This window comes from Corynebacterium sp. KPL1995, assembly GCF_000477935.1.
Taxonomy (GTDB): Bacteria; Actinomycetota; Actinomycetes; order Mycobacteriales; family Mycobacteriaceae; genus Corynebacterium; species Corynebacterium pseudodiphtheriticum.
In genome coordinates this window covers 1,823,478-1,835,704 of sequence record NZ_KI515715.1, presented here as the reverse complement: position 1 = coordinate 1,835,704, position 12,227 = coordinate 1,823,478, and the positions used below count along the sequence as shown (strand labels likewise).

Below are 12,227 nucleotides of genomic sequence, written 5' to 3'. Positions count from 1 at the left end.
CACCACTCTAGCCCTTCTAGGCTTAAGTGATGGGCATAATATTCGCACTAATAGTCTGGTGCGATAGTTCATCCCTAGGATGAACAGCTAGCTTAACGGGCGCACACCTTAATTAGTCGTCCAGGTAAAGTTTACCGCGGAATTCTGGGTGCATGAGGTTTTCTTTGGACAGAATACGATCGACGGTTTCTTCATCCAGCAAGCCTTTTTCTAGCACTAGTTCGCGGACAGATTTACCGGTTTTAGCCGCTTCCTTACCGATGAGATCACCTTGGTGGTGGCCGATGAGTGGATTCAAATAGGTGACGATACCGATGGAATTTTCTACGTACTCCCGGCAGACATCCGCGTTTGCCGTGATCCCGTCGACGCACTTCTCACGCAAAGCATCCACAGCATTGCCCAAAATACGAACGGACTGGAACAAGGCCTCACCCATCGCAGGTTCCATGACGTTAAGCTGCAGCTGTCCGGCTTCTGAGGCCATGGACACGGTCAAGTCGTTGCCGAAAACCTTGAATACTGTCTGGTTGACAACTTCGGGAATAACCGGATTGACCTTGGCCGGCATGATCGACGAACCAGCTTGTCGTTCCGGCAAATTGATCTCGTTTAGCCCGGTACGAGGACCGGAAGACAACAAACGTAAGTCATTGCTGATCTTGCCCAGCTTGGAGGCCGCGCGTTTAACCGCCGAGTGTGCCAGTACGTAGGCGCCGGTATCAGAGGTAGCTTCGATGAGGTCACGCGCGGTCTTTAACTCTAGGCCCGAGACTTCCGATAGCGCTGCGGTAACCTGGTGCCGGTAGCCAGCAGGAGTGTTGACTCCCGTACCGATCGCTGTTGCGCCAAGGTTGATTTCCAACAGGCGTTCCTGCGCTTCGCGCAGCACCGAAAGCTCTTCGGCCAGGTTAGCCCCGAATGCACGGAATTCGTCGCCAAGAGTCATCGGCACAGCATCCTGCAGCTGTGTACGCCCCATCTTCAGAATGTCGGCGAATTCGTGTGCTTTCTTGGTGAAGGACTGTTCCAACTTGCCGATTTGTTCGATCAAGCGGTCCAGGACGGCATACAGCCCAAGACGGAAGCCGGTTGGGTATGCGTCGTTGGTCGATTGAGACATGTTCACGTCATCATTGGGGTTGAGGACGTGGTAGGCGCCTTTTTCCTCGCCCAGGTATTCCAATGCCAGGTTTGTCACGACCTCATTGGTGTTCATGTTCAGCGAAGTACCCGCTCCACCCTGGAATACGTCCAGTGGGAACTGATCCATGCAGCGACCTTTTTCCAAAATCTGGTCGCAGGCCCAGATAATAGCTTCAGCTTTCTTCTTGGGCAGCGTGTGCAAACGGCGATTGGCCATGGCTGCTGCTTTTTTCACCATCACCATGCCACGAATAAACTCAGGCACGTTGTTGATGGTCACCCAGGAAATTTGGAAATTGTCGATGGCGCGCATGGTGTGGACACCGTAGTAGACGTCATTTGGAACTTCCATCTCGCCGAGCAGGTCGCGTTCAGTGCGAGTCTTCTTGGTTGACTTGCTAGCTGTAGTCTTCTTCGAATCCTCGTTCTTTTTCGCGTCGATATTTTGCGTCTGATCCGCAGAATTCTCGTCGGTCTTTTTAGCCATCTACAAGTCACTCCTTCGCGCCTAACGGCACCGTGAGGTCGTTAATCGTTTCCATTTTCCAGAATACCTGGATTACTACATACGGGCTATGCGAAGATCAGAAGCCAAAATGGCCTCTGCGCCAACAGCGGAGAGTTTATCCATGAGATTGTTGGCTTCTTTTCTAGGGACGAGTGCACGTACTGCTACCCAATTATCGCGGGCCAATGGCGACACCGTTGGTCCGGTTAGACCCGGAGTGAACTTGGCGGCTGCATCTAGGTTTTCCCGGCAAATGTTGTAGTCGATCATCACGTAGTTTTGTGCGTGTAAAATTCCCTGAATGCGAGAGAGCAAGATTTGCTGCTCATCACTGACCCCGGTCCCGCGACGGGAAATCACTACTGCTTCAGATTCAATGATCGGCTCACCGAAAGCTTGCAGCCCCTGTTGGCGCAAGGTATTGCCAGTCGATACAACATCGGCGATAGCATCAGCTACGCCGAGCTTAATGGAGATTTCTACTGCTCCGTCGAGGCGGATAACTTCTGCGGAAATGTCACGTTTCGCGAGATAGTCGCGAACCAAGTTTGGGTACGAAGTCGCAATTCGTTTACCCGCTAGTTGCTCCACCTCCCAATGCTCGTCAGCCGGAGCTGCGAAAAAGAAGCGTGAGTCGCCGAACCCCAGTGGCAATACTTCGTCTACGGCTGCTCGAGAATCTACTGCCAGATCACGGCCAGTGATACCGAGATCGAGTTGGCCATTTGCCACATAAATGGGGATGTCTTTCGGCCGGAGAAAGAAAAACTCAATGTCATGCTCAGTATCAGCAACCGCCAGTGCTTTGCTATAACCGCGAGTTTTATACCCTGCTTCTTTGAGAATGGACTGCGCGGTTTCAGAGAGTGAGCCCTTGTTAGGGATGGCAATTTTAATCATAAAAATACCTGGCTTAGCGGTTGTCTAGAGATAACGGTAAATGTCATTTGGATTAAGGCCACGGGCCACCATCATGACCTGGGTCCAATACAACAACTGCGAAATTTCTTCAGAGAGTTCCTCATCCGATTGGTATTCCGCAGCGATCCAAACTTCCCCGGCCTCTTCAATGATTTTTTTGCCGATGTGATGTACACCCGAATCTAAGGCTTGCACAGTTCCCGAGTTTTCGGGGCGCTGCTGTACTTTCTGGGTTAATTCTGCATGCAACTCGTTAAAATTCTTCACGACCGCCATTCTAGGGCATAACCCTGGTCACTGGAGAGAAATTCCAAACAGTGAATCTAGTGCGCATACGACGAGTGCAGCGGCCTCCGGATCATCCTCGCCGCGTGGGTGTTTCGCCCAGGTATCAACAGCCTGCAAAGCTCCTGGTGAATCTAAGTCATCGGCGATGCATTCACGGATGCTGCGCACCAATTCTTCCGCCTTCCCCAGGCTGCCAGGCTGTTGCAGAGCCGCTCGCCAAAGGGCAAGCCGTTGTTCACTTTCAACCAAAAGCTCCTCGGACCAATCACGGTCGCTTCGGTAATGTTGGGAATAAACGCCTAAGCGGATTGCCGACGGTTCGTGTCCATTGGCGGTCAGTTTGTGGATGAAGACTAGGTTACCTAGGGATTTCGACATCTTGGTGCCATCTAGACCGATCATTCCCGCATGAACATAATGCCCAGCCATGCGATCAACCTCATAAGCTGCTTCGATGTGGGCTGCAGAAAATTCATGGTGCGGGAAAACTAAATCCGATCCGCCACCCTGGATATCAAAGCGTGCGCCTAGACGATTAGCAGCGATAGCTGCACATTCGATATGCCACCCCGGTCGCCCACGGCCAAACGGTGCCTCCCATGCCGGCTCGCCTTTCCGCTCTGCTTTCCAAATCAGAGCGTCCAGCTCATCGTGTTTTCCTGGGCGTTCAGGATCACCGCCACGTTCTGCGAAGACTTCTAGCATTTCTTCGCGTGTGAAGTTTGATTCATAGCCAAACTGTTTGGTTGCGGTAATGGGGGCGTAGATGTCGGGATATTCACCATCTAGGATATAAGCTTTGCCCTGGTCTAATAAACTCCCCACAATATCTATGATTTCATCGACGGTTTCTGATACCGACATGAAATGCTGCGGTGGGATAACTCCTAGTTGCTCCATATCAGAGCGGAATAAATCGGTTTGCTCTGTACCCAGTTCGCGCCAGTCCTGGTTGTCGCGTTCGGCACGCTCAAATAGAGGATCATCGACATCCGTGACGTTTTGTACAAAATGTACCGAGCGCCCATTGTCCAATAGTGCGCGATACACGAGGTCAAACGTCAAATAGGTGGCCGCGTGTCCCAGGTGCGTCGAATCATATGGAGTGATCCCGCAGACGTACATGCCCGCGGGGCCCTCTGGGTTCTGAAAGCTGACTTCGCGGATACGTTGATCAGCGGTGTCATAAAGCCGCAAAGGCACTGGGTTACCGTGGCGCGCTGGAATGGTGGGGACAACTGGAGAAGGCCAAGATTTCATAATGTCTTACTGTAACGACATTTAGACTGGTTGTAGAACTCCAAGCCCCAATAGCAGCATGACCAGCAGTCCGAGGGGGATTCGGTAGGCCGCAAACCAGGCAAAGGAATGATTAGCAACGAACTTCAGCAACCAAGCAATCGCTGCATAACCGACCAAGCCCGCTACTAACGTACCTACGGCTAGCTGCGCAGCACTTGCAGCCTGCCCAGAAGCTGGACCGAAGGCGTCGGGAAGCGAAAACAACCCGGATGCCATCACCGCCGGAATTGCCAGTAGAAAGCTGAAACGGGTTGCCACTTCTCGCTCAAGGTTTAAGAATAAGCCGGCCGAAATCGTGCCACCGGAACGCGACACCCCGGGAATAAGCGCCAAGCATTGTGCCAGTCCCATGATGATGGCATCACGGAAATTCAGCTCACCGCCCTCACGAGTCTTTTTCCCCCAGCGCTCTGCGGCGATGAAAACAAAGGAAAACAAAATCAGCACGGCTGCAGTAATCCACAGGTTGCGTAGGGAGTCTCGGATGAAATCTTTTGCTAAAAACCCAACTACGCCGATCGGGATAGAGCCCACGATGATCATCCAGCCCATTTTCCAGTCGGCACCGCGCGAGTTTTTGTCCATGAGCCCGCGTAACCAACCGCGCACAATCTGCACAATTTCGCGCCAGAAAAATATCACCACGGCAATCTCTGTGCCGAGCTGAATTACCGCGGTAAACGACGCTCCGGCATCTGCATCCCAGAAGAACTCAGAAAAAATCCGGAGGTGCCCCGACGAAGAAACCGGAAGAAACTCAGTTAAACCTTGAACGATGGATAATACGATCACTTGTATCCACGTCATGTCCAACGCATCTGCACTCGCTGTGACTTCCGCGGCGTAGCTTGTGGTACCGGAGGTTAAATCGGTCGTAATCACGGCTACTAGAATATACCCATAGGCAAGCATTACGTGCTTGTTGTAGCGTTCGGCGGCGCTAGCCTGCACTGATAAGCTATGTAGTTGTGAATATTCGATTTCGGTCGACGCATTTTCGTCCATACGCAATTCCTGCCCTTGTTTTGGTAACCGGTGCCGCTTTGGCTGCTTGCGCGGACAATCCGGCGATACCGGGTGCAGACGTTCCAGAAATGGGAAACGCTACCCCGGTCCCAAGTTCGACTCAGGTAGACGCTTCAGGGCTTGTTGGCGAGCTGATTGCACGGCCAGAGTTCAGCGAGGTTTCTGACATGGCTGTTACGGGCAAAAATTTGGCCCTGCGCATGCCTGATTCTCTGTGGCTGGGCACTGTTGATGAGCTTGCCGACGCTGGCAGCGTCATCGATATCGCTGCAGAATGCGGTGAACTGACCGCTACTGAGCAGCATTTTATCCTCGCCTGTGGTGACTCTCTGCAAGTTATTCCAGCTGGCGCGGCGAAAGCAGAGAGGATTACCCCGAAGGTTGATTTTCCAATTACTGCTGCAACCCGCATGAATAATGGTGATCTAGTGGTCGCATCTGAAAAGTCAGCAGAAGTGGCAATGGTGGCCCCAACTGGAGAGGTCATCAGCAGGTTTACTGCGGCTGCTCCGACTGATCAGTTAGTACATGTGGAATCGAAATCGCACGGCGAGCAGCTAGTGCGCACCTGGCGTGAGGACACGACCATTCAAAACTTGGACTGGCGCAATGAACGCGGCGGTGGAACCTTGCGCGTAGGACTGGGAGTCGGCGAAATTGCTGTGGGTGATGAGGGGCTTGTTTTAGCCACCGACGCACGTGGTGAACAGCTAGCTGTCTATACTGCGTTGGACGTCATCCGTTTGCATCAGACGGTTCCAGCACCTGCAGGTCCGTGGGCTGTTGCCTGGGATAGTAAACGGGATGTCGCTTGGACGGCATCGACAAAAGAAAATCTGTTGACAGCTTTCCGCATTTCTAGTGGTGTCCCACAGCAAACAGGGCAGCTTAAGACCATTCCCGATGCTCAGTCGCTGGTGGTAGCTGATGATGGAACGGTCGTGCTCGCCTCCGCAACAGGTCACGGTATTCAGGTAATAACTGACCCGGAGTTATCTAATTCAGAACTTTCCGAACAACCCGAGGAGAACGGATAATCATGGCACCAGAGTTTCGGCAAGCGCAGAAAACCATGCGATCCGGGGTCACGAGTTTCCGATCGACCGCGTACAACAAGGCTTATAGCGCGGCATTGCGCGTGATGTTTCGCCTCGATCCGGAGCGCGTACACCACGGCGCTGATAGCGTGATGGCTTTAGTGAATTCTTCCCGGCTGCTTCGAAAAGCGCTAGCAACGGTACTGAGCACTAATGATCCCCGACTGGCTCAGGAAGTGTTCGGTGTGCGATTCCCACGTCCTCTCGGATTGGCAGCCGGGTTTGATAAGAATGCGCGAGCTGCTAAAGCTTGGTCGGCTATCGGCTTCGGTTACGCGGAACTAGGAACTGTCACCGCTGACGCGCAACCAGGAAACCCACAGCCGCGCTTATTCCGCCTGAAAAAAGATCGTGCAATTCTGAACCGTATGGGCTTTAATAATGACGGCGCAGCCCAGGCAGCACAGAATCTCCGCGGGCACATCACTAGCGGAGATGCTGCACAGCGCGGCATCATCGGTATCAATATCGGAAAAACGAAGACAACTCCCGTTGAATATGCGGCCGACGACTACAGACGGTCTGCTTCTGTGCTTGGATCAGCGGCAGATTATTTAGTGGTTAATGTCTCTTCGCCGAACACCCCTGGACTGCGCGATCTGCAGGCCGTGGAATCACTGCGCCCGATATTGCAAGCTGTACAAGAGGTATGTACCAGCCCGGTGTTGTTAAAGATTGCACCGGATCTTTCTAATGCTGATGTCGATGCCTGTGCGGATCTCGCGGTGGAACTTGGGCTGGCAGGGATCATTGCCACGAATACCACAATCTCGCGTGCAGGTTTACAGACGCCAGCTTCTGAGGTCGAGGCTGCAGGAGCAGGAGGCATATCTGGTCCGCCTGTCGCGCAGCGATCGTTAGAGATCTTACACAGGCTGCATAACCGCGTTGGTGACAAGTTGGTGTTGATTTCGGTTGGTGGTATTACCACGCCACAGCAAGCTTGGGAGCGGATTACCGCGGGCGCGACACTTCTGCAAGGGTACACTGGCTTGATTTATGGTGGACCGGGCTGGATTACCAGTATCCACCGGGGATTGCTAAATCAGCTTGAGGCACATGGACTGGACAATATCTCTGCGGCTGTAGGATCTGGTTTGGAGTGGCGGGAAAACTAAATTTTCGGCATGACTGAACGCCTTAAAACCAGTGCACAAATGACACATAATATCGCATACATGAACAGCCAATGCTGCCCCATGAAACCAAGCGGTGTTTTGGGCAGGAATTGGCTGACAACAATGAATGCGACCGCAATGGACAGTGCGACGACCTGAGCCACACTAGGCTTTTGTGCGCGGTTAACAGTGGCAAAAGCGCCAAATAATACTGCCGCCACACAGATTCCTAAAAATGCGGGGGTGATGGCGAATGGCACTGCCCAACCATCAGATAACCAGGCGGTGATACCGAAGATCGCCAGTGCCACCGCCAACGCAATAAAAGCGCCGCCAGCTCTTAAAGCCAGCGGCACTGTAACTTCGCGTTTAGCGGAGTTAGATTCTTTTGAAGAAGAGTTTTTTGCTGCCATAGATCAACAGCATAGTGCCCTTCTTACTTAGTTTCGGCCCAGCCCCACAAGATTGCGCGCCCAATTGCATGGAAATGCAGATTGAAGCCCAGCACGGTAGGTGTTGCATCATCAGGGATGTCTAGCTCTTCAGTGTCTACCGCGTGTACTGCGTAGAGGTAACGGTGTGGTCCGTGGCCTTCTGGGGGCTGTGCACCGAAGTGAGTGCGCTCGCCAGAATCATTGATCAGCGACTGTACACCAGCAATCCCCAAACCTTCCGCGGCCCCAGCATTGGTTGGGAGCTCGTTGACGTCAACAGGAATGTTGAATGCAGCCCAGTGCCAAAAACCGGACGCAGTCGGTGCGTCAGGATCAAAGCAGGTAACTGCCAATGATTTGGTACCTTCCGGCAGATTAGACCATGCAAGTTGCGGTGATTCGCTGCTGGGCGCACGAAACTTCTCGGGAATCTCGTCACCGTCGACAAGATCAGTGGAAGTAAGGGTGAATGAAGGAAGATCATTCAACGGTGCGTAAGGGTCAGGTCCAGGAAAACGGGAATCGTTTGCGTAATCGGTCATGACACTATTTGTACCTGAATGCAGCAGAAATCTCTGTGGGGTGGCTAACCGCCATGCACCTAACGGGGTGAGTCACTGCCAGACACAAGCGCCTTTTCGGAATCCAGACCGGAAATAAACAGTGATTTAGTAGGTTTAACCTGCCTATTTGCGCTTGTTTGTCCGGATGACTATAGTAAGTCAACGTTGCCGAGTTAAAAATCGGGAAAATATTGACTTCTTTTGAAGCTTCAACTGGAAGTTCAATTTCTCGAGTTTTTACTGCACCCTGCCCGGGTGGCGGAATGGCAGACGCGCTGGCTTGAGGTGTCAGTGTCCTATTAACGGACGTGCGGGTTCAAGTCCCGCTCCGGGCACACTTGTGAAGTCTCGAGACATCGTTCCTATTTCGGTGTCTCGAGATTTTCTTCGTTTTGGGGGTTCGTTTTCTAGATTTCACCGAGTTGGTTGCGGTGGTATTTTTTGGTTTTGTCTAAGTGGTATCGGCCCCAGATTTCGCCTGTGTGGGGGTTAATGGCGGTGATGTCGTTGTTGATGCAGATGAGCATGATTTCTTTGGTGCGGTGTTTTCTTCCGACGTAGAGTTTGCGCATGTTGCCGGCCCAGCGAAGGGTTACTTTTCCGTCGTTGTCGACTTTGTCTCGCCGTAGGCGATTGTCGGTGCCAATGGGGATGTCGAGTGGTGGGGCTTTGGGTAGTCGGTTGTAGGCCTGTGGTGGTGTTTGTCTGTTGAGTGCTCGGTGGGGTCGGTGGTTGTTGTAGTAGTCGATGATGTCATCGAGTTGTTGGTTTAGCTCGCCGATGTTGTGGGCGAATGGCCTTGCGTGCAGGGCTTTTTGGAGTGTTTGGTGGAAGCGCTCGACTTTTCCTTGGGTTTGGGGATGGTATGGAGTTCCATTCTTTTGTTGGATGCCCATTTGGAGGAGTAGCTGTTCGAAGCCGTTGCGAGTGTCGGCTTTTCTGTAGAGCTTTGTGGTGAACACGCTGCCGTTGTCGGTGAGGGTGGATTTGGGGAATCCATGTTTGTTACCTGCGGATATGAAGGTGTCGATGACGTTGGTGCCGGTTTCGTGTTCGAAGGCTTTGCAAGCGATGACAAAGCGTGAGTGGTCGTCGATGATGGTCAGGATGGCTACGCGTTGGTTGTTGTTGAGGTAGCAGTGGCTGTAGTCGAGTTGCCAGGTTTCGTTTGGTTGGTCTGCTTCGAATCGTTTCCAGGAACTGCGTGGCCTTTTGTGAGGTTGTTCGATGACGTAGCCGTGGCGTTTGAGTATGCGGTGGATAGTCGATGCTGCTGGTAGTGGGGTTATTTTTTGTTGTTGAAGATGCCATCGGATGGTGTGGGCGCCGTTGTCTTGGCCGGTGTTTTCAAGGTGTTGTCGGATTTCGAGGATGGTTTTGACTGTGCTCTCTGGTACCTGTCTGGGGTTGGAGTGCGGGCGCCGGGAGCGTGGTTGTAGTGCTTGGTAGCCACCTTCTCGATAGCGGTGGAGTAGTTCGCGGATCCAGCGGGTGCTGACGTTAAAGAGTGCGGCGGCATCTTTATGACTCATGCCGGTCGCGAGGATGGTTTCGACGATGACTTTGTTGGAAGTGTGTTTCTTGCCCATGCTCTATTTTGGGCGGAAGTATGTCTCGCTACATCCTAAGGTGGTGCGTGTGTCCTCATTGTCCCTGTTGGGGTGGTTGTGTGGGAACAGCGGAACGATGTTGTGGCACATCAGAGCCTTGAGGGGCGGAAGGATGTCGTGAGACAGAGCGGAACGATGTCATGGAATCAGACACCGCTCCGGGCACACTTTTAATCTCGAGGCATCTTTTTCTAGGATGCCTCGAGATTTTTTATCTACTCCACTTTGCTTTTCGGAGAGCCCATCTTGGGCCCTCCTGTGAGGAAGTTAGTAACGCACAGCCTGCAATGGTGCAATCAGTGGAACGTCTCCGTGGAGTAGAATATCCGCCTCGACGTGATATACGGATTCAACTAACTCCCGGTTCAGCACGTCTTTCGGGACTCCCTGTGCACGGATGCACCCGTCTTTGAGCACCATAAGCGTGTCACACATTCGCGCAGCAAGGTTGATGTCATGGATGGCAATCAGGCCTAGACTCCCCTCTTTCTGTGCTTTTGCGCGTACCTGAGAAAGGACAAATAGTTGATGGTGAAGGTCCAAAGCGGAAGTCGGCTCATCTAAAAGCATTAGCCCCGGCCGCCCCACCAGCATTTGCGCGAGGGCAACTAGCTGGCGTTGGCCCCCCGACAGCTCATTGAGGTACCGGGTGGCGATGTCGTCGAGACCTAGCTCGTGCATCACCTCTCCAGTTCGGAGTACCGGATCTTCGCATGATTCTCGTCGTGCAGCGATAAGCACGGCTTCGAATGCCCGTAAGGCTGCGGTGGTTGGCAGATCCTGTGGCACGTAGCCAGTCAGCTGTCTCTTGGTCTTTCCACGTGGCGCGATTCCGTCGACTAGAAAATCTATGTCGCCCGCATAACTACGGTGAACGTCGGCAAGTGTTTTAATCAGCGTTGTTTTCCCCGAAGCATTTGGTCCTAGCAGCCCAACAACTTGACCTCCAGTCAATGCTTCAACATTGACATTATGCAGTACTCGGTGTGCCCCGTAGGTAGCACTCAGTCCAGTAATTGCGAGTTTCACTTCCATCGGCGCATGATTCGCAGGCGTTGGTGTTGCATTTTTTAGCTCCACAGCGCCCTCCTCTTAGCCATAACGATCGCGATAAAGAAAGGTACACCTAGCAGCGAAGTTACGATGCCAATTGGAATTGCTAGCCCAGGTTTGACGATCAAGCTCAACGCATGTGCGGTACACATCACTGCTGCACCGGCAGCCATGGAGGCAGGTATAAAATACCGTTGGTCTTCTCCAACCAGCATGCGGGCAATGTGTGGCCCCACGAGCCCGATGAAGCCAATTATCCCTGCAAAGGCCACGGTGGTTGCTGCCACCAAAGAGACCACAACCAACACGATCACCCTTAGCGCGGAAGTATTCACGCCCATCGCTGCTGCTCGGGCATCTCCCAACCGAAGCGCCGTCAATTGCCATGACAAAGCCCAAAGAACGGGAAGCGCAATTACCAACACCCCCGCTAACACCGCATTTCCGGTCCAACTGGCGCGGGTCAGCGATCCCATTGACCAAAATACGATCTGTTGCAGAGCTTCTGCTGATGACCGGTATTGAATTAATGCCAGCATGGCTTGGAAGAAAAATACCAGCCCAATGCCTAACAGCACCATTGTTTCTGCTCGTACGCCTCGCAGCACGGCAGCAACGACAATGATGCCAGTAGCGACTACCGACGATAACCAAGCTACTAACGCCAGGTTGAGCTGCGGCTGCGCGACAATCTGCCAGTGCAGAACAATTGCGCTGGCGCCACCGAATGCTGCAGCAGCTGAAATTCCCAGAGTAAAAGGTTCTGCGAGTGGGTTGTTGAGGATTGTCTGCATCTCTGCGCCCGCGAGAGACAAACTAACCCCAATTAACAACGCCATCACTGCCATCGGCAGGCGTAGCCGCCAGAGAACAGTGTGGGTTTGTTCGTCCAAACTCGATGGGTTAACTATTCCAGTGATGACTTCGCCAGGGCTGATATCAATCGCACCTACGAAATTACTCGTAACGAAGGCAGCGATTGCAACTGCGCAAAGACCAGACACAATACCGATGCGTTGCCAGGTCAGCTTTCTATGCTGCCGACCAAGCTCTAATACTGCCTTGTTTGCCACCTCTATTTTGTCGACAGCAGGTGGTTTGGCTGGGGACTTTGGTGCAGAGATGCCTCGTGTCACAATCCGCTGTGTCTCGTTCATCATT

Annotated in this window: 12 protein-coding genes and 1 tRNA gene; 3 read left to right on the top strand and 10 right to left on the bottom strand. The window is 52.8% G+C overall.

All coding sequences use genetic code 11. The features are described from left to right. Positions 1–112: 112 nt before the first annotated feature. The 5 genes from aspA to HMPREF1292_RS08140 all read right to left on the bottom strand — a co-directional run bounded on the left by aspA (position 113) and on the right by HMPREF1292_RS08140 (position 4,972). Positions 113–1,633, bottom strand: a complete 1,521-nt coding sequence (aspA, locus tag HMPREF1292_RS08160) for an aspartate ammonia-lyase (protein ID WP_021353911.1) — start codon at positions 1,631–1,633, stop codon at positions 113–115. Between the two features lie 75 nt (positions 1,634–1,708). Next, positions 1,709–2,554 (bottom strand): ATP phosphoribosyltransferase, encoded by an 846-nt coding sequence (gene hisG, locus HMPREF1292_RS08155; RefSeq protein WP_023019483.1) that lies wholly within the window; start codon positions 2,552–2,554, stop codon positions 1,709–1,711. 24 nt (positions 2,555–2,578) lie between these two features. Continuing rightward, entirely contained in the window at positions 2,579–2,851 is a 273-nt protein-coding gene (locus HMPREF1292_RS08150; RefSeq protein ID WP_023019482.1) for a phosphoribosyl-ATP diphosphatase, read from the bottom strand. A gap of 18 nt (positions 2,852–2,869) precedes the next feature. Then, complete coding sequence (mshC, locus tag HMPREF1292_RS08145; RefSeq protein WP_023019481.1) at positions 2,870–4,123, bottom strand: cysteine--1-D-myo-inosityl 2-amino-2-deoxy-alpha-D-glucopyranoside ligase; 1,254 nt, start codon at positions 4,121–4,123, stop codon at positions 2,870–2,872. A gap of 21 nt (positions 4,124–4,144) precedes the next feature. Beyond that, complete coding sequence (locus HMPREF1292_RS08140; RefSeq protein ID WP_034646086.1) at positions 4,145–4,972, bottom strand: undecaprenyl-diphosphate phosphatase; 828 nt, start codon at positions 4,970–4,972, stop codon at positions 4,145–4,147. Between the two features lie 161 nt (positions 4,973–5,133). Between HMPREF1292_RS08140 and HMPREF1292_RS08135 the strand changes: the two genes are divergently transcribed. Further along, a complete protein-coding gene (locus tag HMPREF1292_RS08135; protein WP_156912284.1) occupies positions 5,134–6,228 on the top strand; it encodes a hypothetical protein in 1,095 nt (364 codons plus the stop codon). Positions 6,229–6,230: 2 nt separating this feature from the next. Next, a complete protein-coding gene (locus HMPREF1292_RS08130) occupies positions 6,231–7,406 on the top strand; it encodes a quinone-dependent dihydroorotate dehydrogenase (protein ID WP_023019479.1) in 1,176 nt (391 codons plus the stop codon). Here HMPREF1292_RS08130 and HMPREF1292_RS08125 read toward each other — a convergent pair. Next, positions 7,403–7,819 carry a hypothetical protein gene (locus HMPREF1292_RS08125; protein WP_023019478.1) on the bottom strand — a complete coding sequence of 139 codons (417 nt, stop codon included), beginning with the start codon at positions 7,817–7,819 and terminating at the stop codon, positions 7,403–7,405. The genes HMPREF1292_RS08130 and HMPREF1292_RS08125 overlap by 4 nt on opposite strands. A 23-nt stretch (positions 7,820–7,842) precedes the next feature. Then, a complete protein-coding gene (locus HMPREF1292_RS08120; protein WP_021353918.1) occupies positions 7,843–8,382 on the bottom strand; it encodes a YbhB/YbcL family Raf kinase inhibitor-like protein in 540 nt (179 codons plus the stop codon). Positions 8,383–8,652: 270 nt separating this feature from the next. Here HMPREF1292_RS08120 and HMPREF1292_RS08115 point away from each other — a divergent pair. Continuing rightward, positions 8,653–8,738, top strand: a tRNA-Leu gene (locus HMPREF1292_RS08115). A gap of 72 nt (positions 8,739–8,810) precedes the next feature. Here HMPREF1292_RS08115 and HMPREF1292_RS08110 read toward each other — a convergent pair. The 3 genes from HMPREF1292_RS08110 to HMPREF1292_RS08100 all read right to left on the bottom strand — a co-directional run bounded on the left by HMPREF1292_RS08110 (position 8,811) and on the right by HMPREF1292_RS08100 (position 12,226). Further along, on the bottom strand, positions 8,811–9,992 hold the full coding sequence (locus HMPREF1292_RS08110) for an IS481 family transposase (protein WP_023019477.1): 1,182 nt from the start codon (positions 9,990–9,992) through the stop codon (positions 8,811–8,813). A 288-nt stretch (positions 9,993–10,280) separates the two neighbouring features. Next, positions 10,281–11,048 carry an ABC transporter ATP-binding protein gene (locus HMPREF1292_RS08105; protein WP_034646082.1) on the bottom strand — a complete coding sequence of 256 codons (768 nt, stop codon included), beginning with the start codon at positions 11,046–11,048 and terminating at the stop codon, positions 10,281–10,283. Positions 11,049–11,083: 35 nt separating this feature from the next. Further along, positions 11,084–12,226: an iron ABC transporter permease gene (locus tag HMPREF1292_RS08100; protein WP_023019831.1), complete on the bottom strand. Its 1,143-nt coding sequence runs from the start codon at positions 12,224–12,226 to the stop codon at positions 11,084–11,086. Between the last annotated feature and the right edge of the window lies 1 nt (position 12,227).

Bases quoted from the DNA above. Each gene is read 5' to 3' on its own strand.
- HMPREF1292_RS08130 (WP_023019479.1), top strand. From the start codon at position 6,231: ATGGCACCAGAGTTTCGGCAAGCGCAGAAAACCATGCGATCCGGGGTC.
- aspA (WP_021353911.1), bottom strand. From the start codon at position 1,633: ATGGCTAAAAAGACCGACGAGAATTCTGCGGATCAGACGCAAAATATC.
- mshC (WP_023019481.1), bottom strand. From the start codon at position 4,123: ATGAAATCTTGGCCTTCTCCAGTTGTCCCCACCATTCCAGCGCGCCAC.
- HMPREF1292_RS08120 (WP_021353918.1), bottom strand. From the start codon at position 8,382: ATGACCGATTACGCAAACGATTCCCGTTTTCCTGGACCTGACCCTTAC.
- HMPREF1292_RS08125 (WP_023019478.1), bottom strand. From the start codon at position 7,819: ATGGCAGCAAAAAACTCTTCTTCAAAAGAATCTAACTCCGCTAAACGC.
- HMPREF1292_RS08140 (WP_034646086.1), bottom strand. From the start codon at position 4,972: ATGACGTGGATACAAGTGATCGTATTATCCATCGTTCAAGGTTTAACT.
- HMPREF1292_RS08150 (WP_023019482.1), bottom strand. From the start codon at position 2,851: ATGGCGGTCGTGAAGAATTTTAACGAGTTGCATGCAGAATTAACCCAG.
- hisG (WP_023019483.1), bottom strand. From the start codon at position 2,554: ATGATTAAAATTGCCATCCCTAACAAGGGCTCACTCTCTGAAACCGCG.
- HMPREF1292_RS08100 (WP_023019831.1), bottom strand. From the start codon at position 12,226: ATGATGAACGAGACACAGCGGATTGTGACACGAGGCATCTCTGCACCA.
- HMPREF1292_RS08105 (WP_034646082.1), bottom strand. From the start codon at position 11,048: ATGGAAGTGAAACTCGCAATTACTGGACTGAGTGCTACCTACGGGGCA.
- HMPREF1292_RS08110 (WP_023019477.1), bottom strand. From the start codon at position 9,992: ATGGGCAAGAAACACACTTCCAACAAAGTCATCGTCGAAACCATCCTC.